Origin of the sequence: Clostridium yunnanense (assembly GCF_016595795.1) — a bacterium.
GTDB lineage: Bacteria > Bacillota > Clostridia > Clostridiales > Clostridiaceae > Clostridium_AR > Clostridium_AR yunnanense.
This window is the reverse complement of the sequence record NZ_JAENHN010000029.1, coordinates 29,126-49,053: the sequence shown is the minus strand read 5'-3', so window position 1 is coordinate 49,053 and position 19,928 is coordinate 29,126. Positions and strand designations below refer to the sequence as shown.

Here is a 19,928-nt window from a genome sequence, read left to right as displayed (position 1 = left end):
GAATGAAAAAAAACAAGCCTAAAATGGGACAAATCGATTATGTAATGTTTTACACGATTTTCTTCCTGTTGGCGATTGGTGTAGTAATGGTATATAGTGCTAGCTCATACTATGCAATGTATAAGAATAATGATAGTATGTTTTTTTTAAAGAAGCAGCTACAGTGGTCTGTTCTAGGCATCGCAGTTATGTTTTTTATGATGTCTGTTGATTATCATAAGATTAAGAAATATACAAGAATAATGCTGATTATATCACTACCTTTGCTAGTAGCAGTTCTTTTTTCAAAAGATGTTAATGGTGCAAAAAGATGGATACAACTAGGGCCACTAGGGCAGTTTCAGCCGTCGGAGCTAGTAAAGTATGTTGTTGTTCTGTTTATGGCAACCAGTATGGAGAAAAAAGGAGAGAAGATGAAAAACTTCAAAGAAGGTATCTTGCCTTATTTGGTAGTATCAGGTTTCTTTGCAGGAATGATTCTTTTAGAGAAGAACCTAAGTATTGCTTCTGTAATAATGATAGTTACACTTATAGTAATGTTTGTAGCAGGGGCTAAGGCTAATATTCTTGCTTTTGGAGTAGTGCCAGCTATGTTTGCGGCAGCAACCTTCTTTATACTTAGTGAACCTTATAGAAAAGCAAGACTTCTAAACTTCTTGAATCCATGGCAGGATCCTGCTGGTGATGGTTATCAGCTAATACAATCCTTTTATGCGCTTGGTGCAGGGGGAGTTACTGGACTTGGTATAGGTCAATCAAGACAAAAGACTTTGTATATGCCAGAGCCACATAATGACTTTATATTTGCTATAATAGGAGAAGAATTAGGACTTATAGGTTGTGCATTAATAATAATTTTATTCATTATATTTGTATTTAGAGGAATAAGGATTGCTATGAGTGCTAAAGATGCTTTTGGAACATTATTAGCAACAGGAATAACATCTATAGTTGCAGTTCAAGCTATAATCAATATAGCGGTTGTAACTGGATCAATGCCTGTTACTGGAGTTCCATTGCCGTTCATAAGTTATGGAGGAAGTTCCTTGGTCATCAATATGGCCGCCATGGGAGTTCTATTGAATATATCAAGACAAGTAGAAAAAAAGAGAGCAATATAAATTTATTATGAAGTGGCACATCTAGGGATGTGCCAATTCAAACAGAAAACAATTTTCAAAACTCTCACGGCTTTTTGTGAGAGAACTTGAAAATATAAATTTATTATGAAGTGGCACATCAATAATAGACAAATTAAATTGAATAATATAAAATGAAATAGCTGAGCCTTTGAACGGCCAGCTTTTTGTTTTGATATATTATTTTAGTTATATATTAATATATCAAAAAAATACACGATAATATTAATAAAGCTTATTTTGCCATAAATAATTAAGAGTAATATATTTACATAATAAACAATATCTTTTAATAATTTTGTAATGAAAAAATATTTATATAATGTTATTATATAAATTGTAATATAACCATAATTTTAGTAATTATATCAAAGGTTAAGAAGGTATCATATGAATAATGAAATAAATGAATATATAAAAAAACACAAAAGGAAAAAAGTTAGAAAAAAATTGGCTTTGTTTTTTGTTTTCTTCTTTTCTATAATTATTCTTATATTATTGAAGGCACCATTTTTTAATATATCTGATATTAAAGTCGAAAATAATAAGATAATAGATAGCAAAGAGATTGTAAGTAGATCGGAGTTATTTGGGAAAAATATTTTTTATATAAATCAGAAGGATGTTAGTCATAAAATAACAGAAAATCCATACATAGAGCAGGTTAATCTAAAAAGAGTGCTTCCAAATGGAATCATTATAAATGTTGTGGAGAGAAAGGCTGTATATTTCGTAAAAAGTTCTGATGGGATATACGTACTAAACTCAGAACTGAGGATTCTAGAAAAAAGAGATAGTATAGAGGGATTAAGTCTTACTGAACTTGCAGGGGTTTCTCCGACTTCCACTGATGTAGGGATGTACTTCACCAGTGATGAGAAAATAAAAAGAATAGCAGGCAACATAGGAAAACTTCTAGAATTAAATAAGAGTGATGTAAAGTTCAACCTTGTGAATTTAGAAAGCACCACTTCATTATATATGTTAGTAGGAGATGTAAAGCTATTACTAGGTAATGACGAGAATCTAGAAACAAAATTAAATAATTGTATAGTAATATTAAAAGATAGTAGTAAAGGAATTACAAAAGGTTATATAGATGTTAGTTTTGGTGGAGATCCAGTATATAAAAATGAATAAGGAGGAAGTAACATGAAAAAGGTAACTTCGCAGATAGTTGTTGCTATTGTATGTGCATTGCTAGGATTTTTATTGGCATATCAATTTAAATTGATAAATAATAAAGAAAGTGCAGTTAAAGATAATGTAGATAAAACAGATATCACAGCTGAAATAGATGCTCTTAAGAAAGAAAAAGATGAACTTACAAAGCAGAATAACTCTTTAACTGAAGATTTGAAGAAAATAGAAGAATCAGCAGCTAAAAAGGGAGATGTAAATACAGAAGTAAAACAACAGTTAGACAAAACCAGAATGATATTAGGTACTGTGGATGTAAAGGGCCAAGGCGTGATTTTTTATCTTACACCAAAGTCTTCTATTTTTTCTAGTAATAACGCAGACTATATCTCTGAAAACGAACTTATTCATATAGTTAATATTTTGAATTTTTCTGGTGCAGAAGCAATATCTATAAATGAGAAAAGAGTTACTTCTCAGACGGGTATAAAAAATGCAAGTAATTTTATTTGGATTGGATCAAATGAAAGAATATCACCAAGTGATAAAATAGTAATAAAAGCAATAGGTGATAAAGCAAAGCTAGACGCAGGATTAACTTTTCAAGGTGCTTTAGATTACGGTGTTCTATCCAATTATGAAAGAAAAATAGAGAAAAGCAATGAGGTACTTATACCTAAATCATCTCAAGTTATTCATAATGATTTTATTAAACCTGTACAGTAGGAGTGATTATTAAATGATAGCATTCATAGGACTTTTAATTGGAATTATAGTTGGAATAGTTTGGAAGGTGGATATACCTGAAAAATTTTCTCCATATATGTCTGTTGCTATACTAGCTTGTTTAGATTCGGTTTTTGGAGCTATTAGAGCTAGCTTATCAAAGAATTTTCAAGCTGATATTTTTATTTCAGGTTTTTTTGGAAATGCAGCACTTGCAGTAGCTTTGGCTTATCTAGGAGATAAACTTGGTATTCCTATTTATATAGCTGCAGTAATAGTTTTTGGTGGAAGAATTTTTGATAATTTTGCTATAGTGAGAAGGCTTTTGATTGAGAAAGCAAGATCCCGATAAAGGGGTGTATATATGAGAAATAACGAAGCATCAATATTTGTTTTTATAGCTTCAATTATAATAGGAATTCTTATAGCACTTAATATAAATTTAAAAGGAACCACGAGAAGTTTTCAAATGAGTGCTAAACAGTACCAAGATGCATATAACCAGAAAAACAAGTTATATGGGGAAGTTTCTAACCTTAGAGATTCTAATTCTAAAATGATAGAAAAGATGAATAAATATAAATATGATGACACTAAGAGTGAGAAAATAACTCAAGACATTAATGATGAGTATAGTAGTAATAAAATCGTAGCTGGGTTAAGTGGGACAAAAGGTAAGGGAATAAAGATAACTTTAAGGGATGGTACACTTGATACAACAGAATCAAGTGAAAATGAGAATGTTCAGCTTACACTGTTACGAACTATACATGATGATGATATGATAAGAGTTGTAAATGAGTTAAGAGTTGCTGGCGCTGAAGCCATATCTATAGGTGGACAGAGGGTTCTCCCTAACACGGCAATTTTGTGTAAATGGGCGTTTTTGGATATTAATGGAATTGAGATACCAGGGCCGTCTTTTGATGTGTATGCTATTGGAGATCCAGATACCCTTGACAGTATACTAAAAAGAGATGATGGTTTTATAAGATCCTTAATGAACAGGGGAGTTGAAATATCTATAGAGAAGAAAGATAATATAAATATAGATCCTTATTTAGGAGATGCTAGTTTTAAGAATCTTACACCTAAAACAAAATAGGTGTAAGATTTAAATATTTTGAAGGATTTTTTAAGTTTATGAAGAATATATATTTTAAAGAAGTGGAGGCATGATTATTTTGAGTATAAAAAAGAATATAGAGCAGATAAAAGAATCTATGCCGGAAGATGTGACTTTAGTTGCTGTTTCCAAGACTAAGCCTATTGAGTTTCTGGAGGAAGCTTACACGGCAGGAATTAGAGACTTTGGTGAAAATAAAGTTCAAGAACTAACAGAAAAATTTGAGCTTTTTCATAAGGACGTAAGATGGCATTTTATTGGGCATCTGCAGACAAATAAGGTAAAGTATATAATTGATAAAGCTTTTCTTATTCATTCTTTAGACAGCACAAAACTTCTTAAGGAGCTTGAAAAACAATGCTCTAAAAACCAAACGCAGATAAATACACTTATACAAATTAATATCGGCAAGGAAGATACAAAGTATGGTTTTTACGAAGAACAGCTAAATGAGGTCTTAAAAGAGGTAGAAAGATGTAATTATGTAAAAATTAAAGGAATAATGGCTATTATTCCTAAAGGTAATGAAGAAAGTAACCGATATTATTTTAAAAGAACAAAAAATATTTTTGAAAATATTAAGAAACAGAAATACCAAAATGTAACTATGGAAATACTATCTATGGGAATGACTCATGATTATGAAATTGCAATAGAAGAAGGAGCTACTCTTGTTAGGATAGGTGAGGGGATTTTTGGTAAGAGAATATAAATAGGAGGATTAACTATGGCTGCAAAAATGTTTAACAAGATGAAAGAGATTTTAGGCTTTGAGGAATACGACGAAGAATACGATGAATTTGATGAAGAAGAAGAATTAGCTGCAGATGAGAACCTTGAACCAGTATTATCAGGTAAGAAAAACAATAAGGTTGTAAACATTCATACTGCTGCATCAGCTAAAGTTATGATAACAAAACCATCTGCTTATGAGGATGCAACTGAAATTTGCGATGCACTTAAGAGTAGAAAGATTGTAGTTGTAAATACAAGTAATTTAGAAAATAAGATAGCTCAACGACTTTTAGATTTTATTAGCGGAGCTTGCTTTGCACTTTCTGGTGAATTGCAAGAAGTTGAGAGAGGTGTGTATATACTTTCACCATCTAATGTAGAAGTAACCAGTGAACTTAAGAGTGAACTTTCAACTAAAGGGCTATTTAATTGGTCAAAGTAAAGGTGTGCCTGTTCAATTCTTAAAAAATTCTCAAAACTCTCTTATTTACTAAGAGAAAATTTGAAAATATAAAATCAATTATGAAGTGGTACATCTATGAATCGGAGGAGATTTATATATCTTTAATAAAAGAAATTTTAACCTTGTTATTTGACTTTATACAGTTTATGATTTTTGTGGATGTTATACTTTCTCTTGTTTTTATGGGGAAAGAAAATAAATTAACTTATTATGTTAGAATAATTACTGATCCAATATTGTCGCCTTTTCAAAAATTACAAAGGAAGATTGTACCTAATTCTCCTTTGGATTTTTCACCAATACTCGCTATAGTTTCTTTATCAATTATTCAAAATATAGTTTTTGCTATAGTTTAGTATGAATAAAAAAGAATTTATTTCAATACTTGGATTAGATGACATAGGTGAATATAGTAATTTATATAATAAGCTAACAACTTCCATTGAGAGAGATATTCCTATTGTAACTAATGAATTCTATGCCCCTATTGTATGGAGTAGACTACAAGAACATTTTCAAGGAGTAGGGGTAAGTGTTCTTGTCGAAGGTGGCTTTGAAGATAGTGAACGCAGAATGATAGCAGTTAATTCTTTTGATATTGATTGGCCTTACGAAATTCTTCAAATAAGCTATAACGGTAAGTTTGGAACTTTAGGTCATAGAGACTTTTTGGGAGCTATACTATCTCTAGGAATAAAGAGAGAAAAGGTTGGCGACTTAAGAGTAAAAGATTTCAGTTGTTTTGTTTCTGTACATAGGGACGTGTATGAATACATTACTTCCAATCTAACAAAGATAGGAAGGCATAGCATAAACATAAAAACTATTAAGAATTTAGAAATAGTGCCTAAAGTTGATTTTGAAGAATTAAATATACAAGTCGCTTCTATGAGATTAGATGCCATAGTTGCGTCAATAAGCAGAAAATCAAGAAATGATGCTATGGATTTAATTTCTAATGGGAGTGTACTTTTAAACTACAAGGAAAATAGGAATAAAAGTACAGAAATAAAGTTGAAGAGTACAATAACAATAAGAGGCATAGGTAAATTTATAATTGAAGACATTGTCGGTAAAACGAAAAGTGATAATTTAAAACTAATGGTAAAAAAATATAAATAGCAGAGGTGATTCATATGAAACTGACTCCCATGGAAATAAACAACAAAGAATTTAAAAGAGGCCTAAGAGGATATAGTTCTGATGAAGTGGATGAATTTTTAGAAAAAGTAGTTGAAGATTACGAAGATTTATATAAAGAAAATTCATTATTAAAAGAAAAGCTAGCTTCAGTAGGCGAAAAAGTTGAGCATTATGCAAAAATAGAAAATACTATACAGAATACTTTGTTATTAGCTCAAAATACAGCTGAACAAGCAAAGTTGAATGCTCAAAAAGAAGCTGAATTGGTTGTAAATAGTGCAAATGAAACTGCTCAAAAGATACTTGATAAAGCACATAATGACGTAATTCAAATTAATGATGAGTATGATAGAGTAAAGCAAGAATTTGTAAAGTTCCGTGCTCAGTTTAGAAACTTCATGAAGACTCAGTTAGAAACTTTTGATGACCTTGAGAAGAGCTTTATTAAAAATTTCAACATATCTCATCCAATTGAAGAAATAAGTGAAAAAGATATACATAATGGCATAGAGGAAAATGCAATAAGTAATTATAAAAACGAGCAAGTAGAAAAAGATGATATGGAAGAAATAAAGAGCTTTTTTGCTAACAGATAGTTTTTTTACTTCTGTTTTCTAGAACCCATTGATTATTTTCTATGAATAACCACTTCATTAATTAATATTTCAAACTTGTATTGATGAAAACTATGAAAGTTTGTTTATATTAAATGAGTGAGGTGGTTTATTTTTATTTTAGTTCATGTTTAAGGATATTATTGAAATTAATTGAGTATTAAGGATAATTAAAGTATCGGATGATTAAACAATTAATTTCAACGCAGTTACTATAATAATATAAACTAAACTTATATTGTCTTTTGCTAATCATATTATATTTATAACCTTGTTATAAAAAATCTATCTTTTGAAAGAATAATAATAGAAGAATCACTTTTGAAAACCAATTCTTTTGAAAGGAAGCGATAATATGGATAGAAAGGATTATGATAGATATCGTATTAAATTAAATAAGGAAAAAGAGAGGGTTCTTAGCTTAATACAAGAGTTAAAAGAAAATGAAGCTGTAGATTCTTATGCAGAAATGGCCTCTGAACTTTCTTTTTATGATAACCACCCATCAGATTTAGCTACAGAAAATTTTGATTTTGAAAGAGGTAAGGCGCTAAAAGGTAATGAGCGTGAGATACTTAGTAAGATTGATGAAAGTTTACAATCATTAGATCAAGGAAAATATGGTGTGTGTAAAAGATGTGGTGTAGAAATAAGTAAGGAAAGACTTGACTTTCTTCCATACGCGCAATATTGTATTAAGTGTCAAACTGTTATAGGTTCGATAAAGGAATATAGGAGCAACAGAAGACCAGTAGAAGAAGCTGTTATAGGAAATCCTTTTGGGTATGGCTATAATGATTATAACGAATATGAAAAGGTAGGCTTTGATGCTGAGGATTCTTTTCAGGCTGTTGATAGCTTTAATAGATTGCAAAATAGATTTGACATATATGATGATGATGACATGTATGTGGAGCCAGTAGAAAAGGTAAGCAACGAGCAGTATAAGAACCAATTACCGGATTAAGGATAAGGGATGGGGGAAGTTTTTTATATACTATGGATGAGTTAATTTTTGAAATAAGTTCAGAAGAAAAAGATATTAGAATAGATAAGTTTTTATCAGAGAAGATAACAGATAGGTCCAGATCTCATATTCAGAACCTAATAGACAATGAGGCAGTGCTTGTTAATAATAAAATAATAAAAAGTAACTACAAATTAAAAGCAAATGATGTTATTATTTTAAATATACCTGAACCAGAAATATTAAGTGTAGAACCAGAAAACTTGGATATAGATATTATATATGAAGATGATGATGTTGTTGTTGTAAATAAAAAGCAAGGGATGGTTGTTCATCCAGCTCCAGGCAATTATAATGGAACCTTAGTAAATGCTCTTTTATATCACTGTAAGGACTTATCAGGTATAAATGGAGTGATAAGACCTGGAATAGTTCATAGAATTGACAAAGATACATCAGGGGTCTTAGTAGTAGCAAAAAATGATTTTGCTCATAGTAAGTTAACCGAACAATTTAAAGTTCACTCTATAAAAAGAGAGTATTATGCACTTACAGAAGGTGTATTTAAAAATGATAATGGTGTTGTTGATAAGCCTATAGCTAGACATCCACAGGACAGGATAAAAATGGCTATAGTTGAAGGCGGAAGAAGAGCGGTTACACATTATGAAGTTATAGAGAGATTTAAGAGTAATACATTGGTTAAGTGTAGCTTGGAAACAGGTAGAACACATCAGATAAGAGTACATATGGCTTACTTAGGACATCCTTTAGTAGGAGATCCGGTATATGGTTTTAAAAAACAAAAATTTAAGCTAGAAGGACAAATGCTCCATGCAAAGACACTTGGCTTTATACATCCAACTAAAAATACCTATATGGAGTTTACGTCTGAATTACCGCCATATTTTTTAGAGGTTTTAAATAAACTTTAGTAGATATTTAATTTCAATGATTTTCTTTAACATATTGAAACATTAGAGGTAATAATAAAGAAGTAACTAATTTGGAGGAGAGTATAATATGAATCTAAAGGCAATACTTTTAGATGAAGAAGCTATAAGAAGGAGCTTAGTAAGAATAGCTCATGAAATAATTGAAAAAAACAAGGGCGTTGATGATATTGTCCTTATAGGTATAAAGAGAAGAGGGTACCCTATAGCTAAGAGAATATCTGCTCTTATTGAAAAATTTGAAGGAATAGAAGTTCCTGTTGGCAGTGTAGATATTACTTTATATAGAGATGATCTAACTGATATAGGGGACAAACCAACAGTTAAGGAATCTGATATTGGTGTTACAGTAAAAAATAAGAAAGTTATTATTGTGGATGATGTACTTTATACATGTAGAACTGTAAGAGCTGCTATAGAAGCGATTATGGATTCAGGAAGACCTGAAACTATACAATTAGCAGTCTTAATAGACAGAGGTCATAAAGAACTTCCTATAAGAGCAGATTTTGTAGGTAAAAATGTACCTACATCAAAGCTAGAAAATATAGGAGTTGAAATACTGGAAATTGATGGAACTGATTCCGTTAAGATATATGAAAGATAAACTTAGAGATGAGAATAGGAGTTTTTAAATGGATTACGATTTAATAGCCACCAGTACTTTTGGAATAGAATCTATTACGGCAAAGGAATTAAAAAAACTTGGATATGAAGATTTGACCATTGAAAATGGTAAAGTTACTTTTTCTGGAGACGAAATGGATATCGCAATAACAAATACTTGGCTTAGAACAGCAGACAGAGTATTAATAAAGATGGCTGAATTTAAAGCTACAACTTTTGAAGAACTTTTTCAAGGGACACTTTCAGTAGATTGGGGGAGTATAATTCCTGCAAACGGTAAAATGCATGTTGTAGGAAAATCAATAAAATCTACTTTGTTTAGCGTGCCTGATTGTCAGTCTATTGTAAAAAAAGCAGTAGTTAAAAGTATGCAAAGTACGTATGATACTGAATGGTTTTCAGAAGATGGACCAGTGTATAAGATAGAGGTTGCTCTTTTAAAAGACATTGTTACTTTAACTATTGATACAACAGGACCAGGTTTACATAAAAGAGGATACAGAGAAAATGCAGGGGAAGCACCACTTAAAGAAACTTTGGCAGCAAGCCTAGTGTTGATTTCAAGATGGACAAATGAGAATTTATTAATAGATCCATTCTGCGGTTCCGGTACTATACTGATCGAAGCAGCAATGATAGGTGCAAATCAAGCACCAGGGCTATATAGAAAATTTGAATGTGAAAATTGGCCAACAATGGATAAAGAAATTTTTGATCAAGTTAGAGAAGGAGCCTTAAGCTCAATTAAGAATTTTGATATGAAACTTATAGGCTACGATATAAATGGCCCGGTTCTTAGAAAAGCAAGAGAGAATGCTCAGAAGGCAAAGGTTGATAAGTATATAGACTTTCAAAAGTTAGATTTTTATGAGTTTTCATCAAAAAAGAAATATGGCTTCATTATAACTAATCCACCATATGGTCAAAGAATTGGTGAAATAAATGAAGTTAAGAGACTTTATAAAAAGTTAGGAGAGCTCTATAATAATCTTCCAACTTGGGATATGAATGTGCTTACATCTTTTGAAGGTTTTGAAGACATCTTTGGTGAAAAGTCATCGAAGAACAGAAAGCTTTATAACGGTAAGATAAAGTGTTATTACTATCAATATCTTGCTAAGTAATAGTTTTTATAGATAATTAATAATAAAATTTAGGTGTTCCTATGGAGATACTATATGAGCAAGCTATTAGAATTAAATGATTTTTGGAGATTAAACTGCGTAAAAAAACTGTATTGTCCGAACATAGTGAGTTATACAGTTTTAGCAGTTTAATTGGAGAAAATCATATTAATTCTTAGCAAAGCTCATTAAAGTGTCGGAGTAGGGACGCTTAAATTTTATATTATATAGAAAAATAAAAAGAGTGTGATTACACTCTTTTTATTTTTGGTTCTTCTGGGGTTATATATAATGTTTTATTTGTATAATATATTACCATTCCTGGTTTTGCTCCAGAAGGCTTCTTTACATTTTTTACGATAGTATAATCTATAGGAATTTTTGTTGAATCTTTTCCTTTACTATAATATGCAGCTAAGTTAGCAGCTTCAAGAAGAGTTGTATCAGTGAAATCTCTTCCCTTTATAATTACATGTGATCCAGGGATAACCTTTGTGTGGAGCCAGGTGTCAGTCTTGTCGGCAAATTTTAAAGTTAAGTAGTCGTTTTGTATATTATTTTTGCCAACATATATATCAACACCTTCTGAAGAAACAAAGTGGATAGGCTTAGAAGGTTTTGGAGCCTTTCCGTTAGATTTTTTAAACTTTATATATCCTTCAACTATAAGTTCTGATTTTATATCTTCAATTTCGGTGTAGTTCTCGGCATTTTGAAGATTTGTAAGTACAGAATTTAAGTATTTTAGTTCATCTTCATTTTTTTCTAATTGTACTATAGCAGATTCTTCAGATTTTTTTGCTTTAGTATATTTTTTATAGTAAGATTGAATATTTTCTGAAGGAGTCTTATTTGTATCTAAGTTTATTGTGATATCTGCTCCATCTTCGCTATAAAAATTAGATAGTGTGATTTTATCAAGCCCCTTAGAAATACTATAAATATATGCTGACAATATATCACCTTTAATTTTATAGTCATTTTTTTCAGAACACTCTTTTAAGTTTTCCTCAAGAATTCGCTTCTTTTTTTCACATCTATCTATATTGGTAGTAATAAGTTTTTGAAGATCCTGAGATTTTGAATGAAGTCTATCTTGTTTATCTTTAGCATGATAAAAACTCTCTAAAAGAGTTGAAGGATCATCGTAAGATAACATTTCGTAATTTTCATATAAATCTAACTTTAAACAATAGAAATCTTTTAAAGTTTTAGAATCTTTATCAATGTAAGAGATAAACTCTTTATTGTCATCCAGTGATTCGAAAAATTCTTTTATAAAATGGTATAAATTATTAATATCAAATATATACTTTTTTGTAAACATATTATATAATTCTTTTGATAAAATTTTACTAACACCAGTTAAGAGCTTAGAAAAGAAATTTTCATTAAATTCAATTTTGTTTTCTGATAGATAATTTTCTAAATCAATTTTTTCAAAGGAAAAAGGATTTATTTTATTACTGTCTGGAGGAAGTACATATTGAACTCCAGGATAAAGTACTCTATAACTATTTATATCGGGAGTTATATGTTTAATTGATTCCATGACTTTATTATCTCTTTTTCGTATGAGGGTTATATTGCTGTGTCTTCCCATAATTTCAACCATCAATGTATAGACGCTGTCAAAACCTAATTCATCAGTGGATTCGAAATCAATTACAACTATTCTATCACCTTTGTATTGATATATATCTAGGATTTTGCTTCCTAGTAGGTATTTTCTTAGAACCATACAGAACATAGGAGGTTGATTTGGATTCTCCTTTGAAATTTTTGTGAATTGTATTCTTGGATTATTGGCACTTGCTGAAATAAGTAGTTTTAAGCGATTTGAGCCTCTAATTGTTAGGATAACCTCATCCTTTTCAGGTTGGTTAACTTTATCTATTTTGCAATTTACTAAGTTTTCTTTTAAACTCTTTATTAGGGTTGATAAAAATACTCCGTCTAAAGCCATAATATCTTCCTTTCATACTTAACTAAAAATAGTATAACATTTTTCACCATTTTATATCAATAAAATGAGCTGGTGATAAAAATGAAAAAGATTATAGTTACCTTAATGGTAATTGTGTGTGTAATTTTATTTGGCTGCAATGATGAAAAAACAGAACAAGCCAATGATAAAAAAAGCAATGTTCAGTGGGCGCAGCATATGATAATGTACTCCAATGGAGATACCTATACTTATTATAGCATAAATGATGAAAGCATAAGGAAATCAGAGCCTTTAGTATTAGGAAATATACTATATATTAATTCTGATAAACAGCTATTGCTATACCAAGATATAGATAGTAAAGTATACTATTTAAGTAAGGATGGAAATAAACAAAAATTAAATATAAAGGATCAAATAAAAAAATGCCAAGTTAGTCCAGATGGTGAAAAAATACTTTATAGTGTAGAAAAAGAGGATGGCTCAGTAAGTTATTATCTTTATTCAGTACAAAAAAATAATTCTTCAGAACTAGTTGATTTAATTATTTCTGGTGATATGTATTTTTGGAAGGATAAAGACAGTTTGATATTTTATGGGATTGATGGAGAAAACAAAGGAGGAATATTTGAGTATAATTTAGATACTAAAAAAATTAATAAGAGTCTAATCATAAAAGGTATAGTTGAAAAGTTCGTTGAAGACAATGGAGCTTTTGTATACATTGTAAACAACAATGATAAAAGAAAAACATATATGTTAGACCCTAATGAATTTAAAGAAAAATTAGTATCTGATAAAATACAGAAAATAGGTGATATTTATTATAATGGAAAAGAATTGTATTTTACAGGATTAGTAAAGGATAATGTATATAGTTTATACAGAACAACTTTAAATCAAGGCAATTCCGTAAGATTGATATATGATTTCCCAAATGGAGTTGTTGAAGATAAGAAGATACTGGGCTTAGGAAATGCAATAATTTTAGTAGGACATGATGATGATAAAAATGAATTAGTAGCACGATACAATATAAAGGAAAAAGCTATTGAAATATTAGTTGATAATCAGGGGCAGTATGATATTTTGTATTAAACATGTATTTAAATTTAAATTTAAGTACATGTTTTTTTTATGTGGTGATTTTAAAGCGCCATATTGAAATTGAGTAGATATTCTAATAAATGGAGTATTTAAAAAATATATAGATTAAAATAATGCTGTTTATGATGAAATGTAACTAATGAGTTGTTTATAGTTACAATTATTTGGGTATAATACAGTTAGGGAGGGATTGTATGGTTGATATAAAAGAAATTAATATAGATACACTAAAGAAAGTACCTAGAAATGCCGCTGTGGCTATGAAGGTACTCCCTTATAAAGAAGATAGAGAGTCGGTATATGCGCTGTGTGTAACTGGTTCTGTTGAAAGTAGTGAATATTTAAAATTTGTATTTGAAAAGAATATTAATTACAGCAAAGTTTCGCAAGATCAGTTTAATCAATTTATCAGCAAGTTTTATTTATCTATTAGTAGTAAAGATAATAAACTAAATAAAGATGTTATAGTAGCAGACATTATGCAGGAGTACATATCAAACTCGATTGATAAAGGGGCTAGTGATATTCATATAGAACCTATGGAAAACCAAGCCATAATACGTATAAGAGTTGATGGAAAGCTGCTTATATTTAGAAAAACTGATAAAGTAATATATAATTCACTTCTTACTAGAATGAAGCTTTTAGCTAATATGGATATTACTGAAAAGAGAAAACCCCAAGATGGGAAAATATTATTCTCTCGTAAAAATAAAAAGTATGATATTAGAGTTTCTTCTATTCCCACTGTTTATGGTGAAAAACTTGTATTAAGGATACTTTATAATCAAATCTTTCCTTTTGACATTCATAATCTTAGTTATAATGAAAATCAGATTAAGGATATCAGTAAGCTAATTGAGCTTAAACATGGATTGATATTAATATGTGGTCCTACTGGAAGCGGAAAATCAACAACACTTTACTCTATTTTAAAGAGTATAAATAGAAATGATATAAACATTACAACCATTGAAGATCCTGTTGAAATATTTATAGATGGTATAAGTCAAATTAATGTAAACGAAAAAGCTGGTATAACCTTTTCGAGTGGACTACGCAGCGTTTTAAGACAAGATCCGGACGTAATAATGGTAGGTGAGATAAGGGATGAAGAGACAGCGAAGATAGCACTAAGAGCATCTATAACAGGGCATAAAGTATATTCTACAATACATACTAACTCAGCTATAGAAGTTTTCTCAAGACTGAAAGATATGGGGACAGAAGAATATTTACTTCTTGATGCGATAAAAGGCGTAATCTCTCAGAGGCTAGTTAGAAAATTATGCGATTGCAAAATAGAGTATAACTCAGGTGAATATGAAAAAAAACATGGAGAAGTGAAAAGCGGAATTAAGTTGTACAAACCAAATGGATGTAAAGAGTGTAATGAAACTGGATATTTAGGAAGAATCTTAATAAGTGAGATTTTGCTTGTTGATAGGAGTAATAGAGATAAAATTAATTCATTCATTAAGAGTGAGAAAAATATAGATACTCAAAAAGAGTTGAAAAATCAATGTAAGGTACATCTTGAAAATGGAGTAATCTCCTTTTCGGATTACTTGGAGTTTATGGAGGGAGAAGCTTTTTGATAAGAAATAAGGTTAAATATGATTGTATTATTAGAATAAGCTCAGATCTTTCTATGCTTTTAAGCTCAGGAATATCTATTTTTAATGCTTTTAAGATTCTTTCAAGTTCAGTAAGCGATAAAAAATATAAGGTTATATTAAATAAAATAGTTGAAAAGATTCATGGAGGGAGTTCTTTAGCAGAAGCATTTCAAGAATATAGTGAGTACTTCCCTGAACTATATATACAAATGATACATATTGGAGAGGCTAGCGGAAATCTTTCTACTGTACTGGAGGAGTTAAGTAGTTATTATACTATTAAAAGAGATGTAAAGAAAAAGGTCATTAATGTCTCTGTATATCCAATTATTTTAATGGTTACTTTGTTAGCTATGGTTATATTTTATGTACAAGTCATTACACCAGCAGTTGGAGAGTTTGTACAAGGATCCGGAGGTAATGTTCCTTGGTATACGAAAAGTATTCTTTCTATATGTAATTTTATAAGAGAAAATAATTTTCTTGTTTTTTTATCTTTTGCTTGTTGGAGTATTGTAATAATCTTATTATTTACTCTTATATTAAAAAACAAAATATTTGTCAGCATAATAAATAAAAATAAATTTATGAGAAGTTTTAAAGAAGTTCTAGAGATAGAAGCTCTGCTTTTAATAACTAAATGCGGGCTTCCGTTAGTTCTTGGCCTTGAGATATTGATTGATATATTTAATAATAGCAAAGTTCAATACTGTTTCAATGATATAAAGGTAGCAATAAATAATGGTATGAATTTAAGTGCAGCTTTTTATAATATTGGCACCTTTTCTGAACTTAGCTTAAACATGATAACTATAGGAGAAGAATCAGGTAAATTAGATTATGCTTTGGAAAAACTAAAAGCTATGTTGGTAAGCAATTTGCAAAAAAATATAGAAGTACTGACTTCGGTTATACAACCTATGTTAATCTTAGTGATTGGAGTATTAGTATGTATTCTAATATTAATAATGATGGTTCCTATTTATTCAAGCATGAACATATAAAAAGAACTAAAGGTGTCACTTTAATAGAGCTAATGATTTATATTTCAATTTTACTCATTTTTATTTCGGTATTTTGGATATCTTATAAGAGTCTTTCTAACATATATGAAGATAATTACAAAGATGATCTAAAAAAACAAGTTCATAGCTTAGTAACTTTCTCTACGTATTCATGCAAAAATATGAGGAGTGATGGAAGAATTATTTTTAATAGGGATGAAGTGATATTTAAAATAGGAGATTCTGTAAAAAAGCAAATAGATCTAAGAAAGGGATATGCAATAAGTTTTAATACAGGTACTGTGGATAATGTAATGTTGATAAATAACAATGGCAAAATTTATACATCAGGAACTATTACGATACAATGTCCAACTGGAGGAAATGTATCAATGAGCATATCGGTAGATAATTTATATGTTAAGGTTAAAGAATGATGAAAAGAAGGTGAAAGTATTTAGAAGAAGAGGCAATATACTTATTGATGCTATTGTTGGAACAGCTATATTATTATCAATTTCAGTAGCAATCTTTTTTACATTGGAAGTTAATGAAAGGAATTATAATTTAAATAAACAGAAATCTAGAAATAATCAAGCTCTGGATTATGTGATAAAAGAATTGAAATATAACTACACTTACGAGCAGTTAGAGGAAAAAGCTATAGACCCTTTAGGGATATATAAGGTAAAGTTATCGGATTTAACCTTAGATAATCTGAAATCAAAGGAACTTTTTTTGTTGTGCAGTGAATGTTCAAGTGATTATATTAGTTTAAGATTTTCGGATGATTTAGATGGAAAGCATGTAAATATTGATTTAGAACTTAAGAGTTCTCTAAATACAATCAGTTTAAACAAGACATATTCACTTAGAAAGGTTAAAAGTTAATGAAGAAAAAAGGATACCTTTTAGCAGAACTTTTACTATATATATCAATAGCTATGATTATTTTAGCAATCACTTTTAATATTTTAATTATATCCTTAAAGGATTTTAGCAAAGGTAAAAAAGATGAAATATCATATGACAATATGATTAACCTAGTAAACTATTTGGACAATCAGATCAATGAACCTGGTTCTAAGAAATATACTGTGGAGAATAGCAAATTCACTATTTCATTTGATACATCAGATCACGAGGATAGAATTTTTACATTATCTTCAGGAGAATTAAGGTTTTTAAGAGTGGGGTATGTAGTTAATGGGGCAAATAAAATTACTGTATTAAAGGAAAGTAAGACATTATTGGCAGGTATAAAGATTCTGAGCTTTTATAAAAAAAATAATTTGATGTATATAGACATCAAAGTTGGAGAAGAGGAGGTAAAGAAATGTTTAGCACTAAAAAAGTAAAAAAAGGATATGTATCTTTGGAGATACTTATAATTCTATCCATTGCCTTATCTATAAGTTCACTGGCGCTTTTAAGAACATCTAGAAGCTACGACCTAACCAACCTAGAAGAACAGTCCACTTTAAATGAAATGAGTGAATTTAAATGAAAAATAACTTTATAATTATTGATTCATATAGAGAGACCTATAGCGAAAGATTTGATAAAAAAAAGCCTGCTAGTATTATGATTGCAGAAAAAGAAATGTTCATCAGAGAATTTGAGTTTCCAAGTAGAAAAGATTTAATGAGATTCCTGGATGGGGAAATTAAGACTATGTTTGATACTTCGAAGTTTTTGTTTCATCATGAAATAGAAACTCATAAAAAGAAAAAAGTATTAACTATTTATGGTATAAATGCAAATGAAAAAATAGAAATACTTTGTTCAAGTTTCAAGATAAAAAATATTTATCCTATACAGTATTTGGTGGCTAATGAAGTGAAAAGAGTTATTAAAAACAGAAGTTTTATTATTATATATAATTTTGGGGAAACTACATATTTCATTGACGTAGAGGATGGTAATATAAAACATAACAAATTGTATAAACAAGACGATGATGTTATTAACTTAGAAGAGATTTTAAATTACAATAATGTCCCTATGCAAAAGAATATATATTTTTTAATGAAAAGTAAGTATAGCTTAACTTATGATACTGCTAAGTATAAGGTAGAATATTTAGAAAGAGAGGCTATAAATGTACCATAGAATATACAAAGGATTTTGGCCAGAAAGAGTGATTGAACAAAAGAATAAGAAAATCTTCAGTCAATTAAATAGGATCATAGTATACATTATTATATTCAATTTATGTTTAATTCCATTCTCATATAATAAATATGTAGACTTAAGACAAGAAATTAAAGAAAAGGAAAAATTACAAATAGAATCTAAAAGAGTTGTAGAGGACAGTAAATATAAAAAACAGGTAGATTTTTCTGTTATAGAGAAGATATCTAAATTTGTGTCAAACATAAATATAAAAGATTTTAGTTATGAAGATAATACTATCATTTTTATAGGAAACTACAGCATGCTCGATTTTTATCTAAAGTATTTCGCCGAAAACAAATTTGAGTTAGTAAATGTTGATAGACAAAATGAAAAAGATTCGAGATTTGTAGTGAGGATAATATGAGGAAAGTTATTGGTAGAATACTAGTTATAGGCATTTTATTATGTTTGATTTCAATTCAAATATTTTATAATTTAGGACAAAAACAATACAATAGTGATTTGAGTGATAAGCTAGATTCTAGAAGTATTCAAAATGTTCATTTAAGCAACGCGGATAAAGTTAAAGAACCCCTCTATGATGTTATAAGTAAACTAAAAGAAAGAGAAGAAATAAGTATTAATAGCATAACTAATAAAGATGGATATAAAGAGATTAGTTGTAGTGTTAATACTGATATAAATAAATTGACAAATTTAGTTACTTTTTTTAAAGACAATGATATCATAATTATAAAGTATAACATCCAACAAAAAGATAATGTACTTAAATGCAATATTTTGGGGCGATATAGGGGGAAAGTAAATGAATAACGTTATTTTAGTAGGAATGCCTTGTTCAGGAAAGACTACTGTAGGAAAGGCTTTAGCTGAAAGAAAAAATGCTGAATATATTGATACGGATCAATATATAATAGCTAATGCTTCTAAATCAATCGAAGAAATATTTAGTGTACATGGTGAACAATATTTCAGACAAATGGAGAGAAGCGTTATATTGGATATAATCGCTAAGTTGGAGAGTAGTGTAATATCTACTGGTGGTGGAATGCCAGTGCAATCTAATAATATGGAACTTTTAAAAAAGTATGGAACTGTAATCTATCTTAAAACTACTATAAAAAAATTAAGTGATAGACTTGATAGAAAAAATAGACCTTTATTTAAAGATCCTGATGATGTAAAGACATTAGAAAGCTTATTAAATAGTAGATCCTCTATCTATGAAAAAGCTGATATTATAATAGAATGTAATGATGACACACCAGATGAAATCTGTGAAAAAATCATAATGTCCATAAATAGTATAAATACCCATTTTTAATTAAAATAATTGCATTTAATCTCACCTTCT

26 protein-coding genes are annotated in these 19,928 nt (G+C 29.4%); 25 read left to right on the top strand and 1 reads right to left on the bottom strand.

Annotated features, from left to right (window positions below):
* Positions 1 to 2 precede the first annotated feature (2 nt).
* From spoVE to JHL18_RS10320, 14 genes are all read left to right on the top strand, one after another.
* Positions 3 to 1,121, top strand: a complete 1,119-nt coding sequence (spoVE, locus tag JHL18_RS10385) for a stage V sporulation protein E (protein ID WP_200268836.1) — start codon at positions 3 to 5, stop codon at positions 1,119 to 1,121.
* A 408-nt stretch (positions 1,122 to 1,529) separates the two neighbouring features.
* Complete coding sequence (locus JHL18_RS10380; protein WP_200268834.1) at positions 1,530 to 2,279, top strand: cell division protein FtsQ/DivIB; 750 nt, start codon at positions 1,530 to 1,532, stop codon at positions 2,277 to 2,279.
* Positions 2,280 to 2,291: 12 nt separating this feature from the next.
* Positions 2,292 to 3,005, top strand: coding sequence for a DUF881 domain-containing protein (locus JHL18_RS10375; protein WP_200268832.1), 714 nt, complete (start codon positions 2,292 to 2,294; stop codon positions 3,003 to 3,005).
* A gap of 13 nt (positions 3,006 to 3,018) precedes the next feature.
* Positions 3,019 to 3,357, top strand: coding sequence for a small basic family protein (locus tag JHL18_RS10370; RefSeq protein WP_128212825.1), 339 nt, complete (start codon positions 3,019 to 3,021; stop codon positions 3,355 to 3,357).
* A gap of 12 nt (positions 3,358 to 3,369) precedes the next feature.
* Positions 3,370 to 4,110, top strand: coding sequence for a DUF881 domain-containing protein (locus tag JHL18_RS10365; RefSeq protein WP_200268830.1), 741 nt, complete (start codon positions 3,370 to 3,372; stop codon positions 4,108 to 4,110).
* A gap of 79 nt (positions 4,111 to 4,189) precedes the next feature.
* Positions 4,190 to 4,843, top strand: coding sequence for a YggS family pyridoxal phosphate-dependent enzyme (locus tag JHL18_RS10360; protein WP_200268828.1), 654 nt, complete (start codon positions 4,190 to 4,192; stop codon positions 4,841 to 4,843).
* A gap of 15 nt (positions 4,844 to 4,858) precedes the next feature.
* Complete coding sequence (locus JHL18_RS10355; protein ID WP_200268826.1) at positions 4,859 to 5,308, top strand: cell division protein SepF; 450 nt, start codon at positions 4,859 to 4,861, stop codon at positions 5,306 to 5,308.
* 80 nt (positions 5,309 to 5,388) lie between these two features.
* The gene (locus tag JHL18_RS10350) at positions 5,389 to 5,685 is read left to right on the top strand and encodes a YggT family protein (RefSeq protein ID WP_200268824.1); all 297 of its coding nucleotides are present in this window, start codon (positions 5,389 to 5,391) and stop codon (positions 5,683 to 5,685) included.
* A 1-nt stretch (position 5,686) separates the two neighbouring features.
* Positions 5,687 to 6,451, top strand: coding sequence for a YlmH family RNA-binding protein (locus JHL18_RS10345; RefSeq protein WP_200268822.1), 765 nt, complete (start codon positions 5,687 to 5,689; stop codon positions 6,449 to 6,451).
* 14 nt (positions 6,452 to 6,465) lie between these two features.
* The gene (locus JHL18_RS10340; RefSeq protein WP_183278139.1) at positions 6,466 to 7,068 is read left to right on the top strand and encodes a DivIVA domain-containing protein; all 603 of its coding nucleotides are present in this window, start codon (positions 6,466 to 6,468) and stop codon (positions 7,066 to 7,068) included.
* Between the two features lie 373 nt (positions 7,069 to 7,441).
* A complete protein-coding gene (locus JHL18_RS10335) occupies positions 7,442 to 8,053 on the top strand; it encodes a TraR/DksA C4-type zinc finger protein (RefSeq protein ID WP_200268820.1) in 612 nt (203 codons plus the stop codon).
* A 32-nt stretch (positions 8,054 to 8,085) separates the two neighbouring features.
* Entirely contained in the window at positions 8,086 to 8,988 is a 903-nt protein-coding gene (locus JHL18_RS10330) for an RluA family pseudouridine synthase (RefSeq protein WP_200268818.1), read from the top strand.
* Between the two features lie 88 nt (positions 8,989 to 9,076).
* A complete protein-coding gene (gene pyrR / locus JHL18_RS10325; RefSeq protein WP_200268816.1) occupies positions 9,077 to 9,613 on the top strand; it encodes a bifunctional pyr operon transcriptional regulator/uracil phosphoribosyltransferase PyrR in 537 nt (178 codons plus the stop codon).
* Between the two features lie 28 nt (positions 9,614 to 9,641).
* Entirely contained in the window at positions 9,642 to 10,757 is a 1,116-nt protein-coding gene (locus tag JHL18_RS10320; RefSeq protein WP_200268814.1) for a THUMP domain-containing class I SAM-dependent RNA methyltransferase, read from the top strand.
* Positions 10,758 to 11,007: 250 nt separating this feature from the next.
* On the opposite strand, the gene JHL18_RS10315 is transcribed toward JHL18_RS10320, so the two are convergent.
* Positions 11,008 to 12,723, bottom strand: coding sequence for an Rqc2 family fibronectin-binding protein (locus tag JHL18_RS10315; protein ID WP_200268812.1), 1,716 nt, complete (start codon positions 12,721 to 12,723; stop codon positions 11,008 to 11,010).
* A gap of 81 nt (positions 12,724 to 12,804) precedes the next feature.
* Between JHL18_RS10315 and JHL18_RS10310 the strand changes: the two genes are divergently transcribed.
* The 11 genes from JHL18_RS10310 (at position 12,805) to JHL18_RS10260 (ending at position 19,898) form a co-directional block, all read left to right on the top strand.
* The gene (locus JHL18_RS10310) at positions 12,805 to 13,803 is read left to right on the top strand and encodes a hypothetical protein (protein ID WP_200268810.1); all 999 of its coding nucleotides are present in this window, start codon (positions 12,805 to 12,807) and stop codon (positions 13,801 to 13,803) included.
* Between the two features lie 203 nt (positions 13,804 to 14,006).
* Positions 14,007 to 15,410, top strand: coding sequence for a GspE/PulE family protein (locus JHL18_RS10305; RefSeq protein ID WP_200268808.1), 1,404 nt, complete (start codon positions 14,007 to 14,009; stop codon positions 15,408 to 15,410).
* Positions 15,407 to 16,435 (top strand): type II secretion system F family protein, encoded by a 1,029-nt coding sequence (locus tag JHL18_RS10300; RefSeq protein WP_200268806.1) that lies wholly within the window; start codon positions 15,407 to 15,409, stop codon positions 16,433 to 16,435. The genes JHL18_RS10305 and JHL18_RS10300 overlap by 4 nt, the downstream gene beginning before the upstream one ends.
* Positions 16,381 to 16,872: a pilus assembly FimT family protein gene (locus JHL18_RS10295; protein WP_243277854.1), complete on the top strand. Its 492-nt coding sequence runs from the start codon at positions 16,381 to 16,383 to the stop codon at positions 16,870 to 16,872. The genes JHL18_RS10300 and JHL18_RS10295 overlap by 55 nt, the downstream gene beginning before the upstream one ends.
* On the top strand, positions 16,853 to 17,326 hold the full coding sequence (locus JHL18_RS10290; RefSeq protein WP_200268802.1) for a hypothetical protein: 474 nt from the start codon (positions 16,853 to 16,855) through the stop codon (positions 17,324 to 17,326). The genes JHL18_RS10295 and JHL18_RS10290 overlap by 20 nt, the downstream gene beginning before the upstream one ends.
* A complete protein-coding gene (locus JHL18_RS10285; protein WP_200268800.1) occupies positions 17,326 to 17,793 on the top strand; it encodes a hypothetical protein in 468 nt (155 codons plus the stop codon). Before JHL18_RS10290 ends, JHL18_RS10285 begins: the two co-directional genes overlap by 1 nt.
* Positions 17,772 to 17,942 carry a hypothetical protein gene (locus tag JHL18_RS10280; RefSeq protein WP_200268798.1) on the top strand — a complete coding sequence of 57 codons (171 nt, stop codon included), beginning with the start codon at positions 17,772 to 17,774 and terminating at the stop codon, positions 17,940 to 17,942. The genes JHL18_RS10285 and JHL18_RS10280 overlap by 22 nt, the downstream gene beginning before the upstream one ends.
* On the top strand, positions 17,939 to 18,547 hold the full coding sequence (locus tag JHL18_RS10275; protein ID WP_200268796.1) for a hypothetical protein: 609 nt from the start codon (positions 17,939 to 17,941) through the stop codon (positions 18,545 to 18,547). Before JHL18_RS10280 ends, JHL18_RS10275 begins: the two co-directional genes overlap by 4 nt.
* Positions 18,537 to 18,977, top strand: a complete 441-nt coding sequence (locus tag JHL18_RS10270) for a hypothetical protein (RefSeq protein ID WP_200268794.1) — start codon at positions 18,537 to 18,539, stop codon at positions 18,975 to 18,977. The genes JHL18_RS10275 and JHL18_RS10270 overlap by 11 nt, the downstream gene beginning before the upstream one ends.
* The gene (locus JHL18_RS10265; protein WP_200268792.1) at positions 18,974 to 19,387 is read left to right on the top strand and encodes a hypothetical protein; all 414 of its coding nucleotides are present in this window, start codon (positions 18,974 to 18,976) and stop codon (positions 19,385 to 19,387) included. Before JHL18_RS10270 ends, JHL18_RS10265 begins: the two co-directional genes overlap by 4 nt.
* Complete coding sequence (locus JHL18_RS10260; protein WP_200268790.1) at positions 19,380 to 19,898, top strand: shikimate kinase; 519 nt, start codon at positions 19,380 to 19,382, stop codon at positions 19,896 to 19,898. The genes JHL18_RS10265 and JHL18_RS10260 overlap by 8 nt, the downstream gene beginning before the upstream one ends.
* Positions 19,899 to 19,928: the final 30 nt, after the last annotated feature.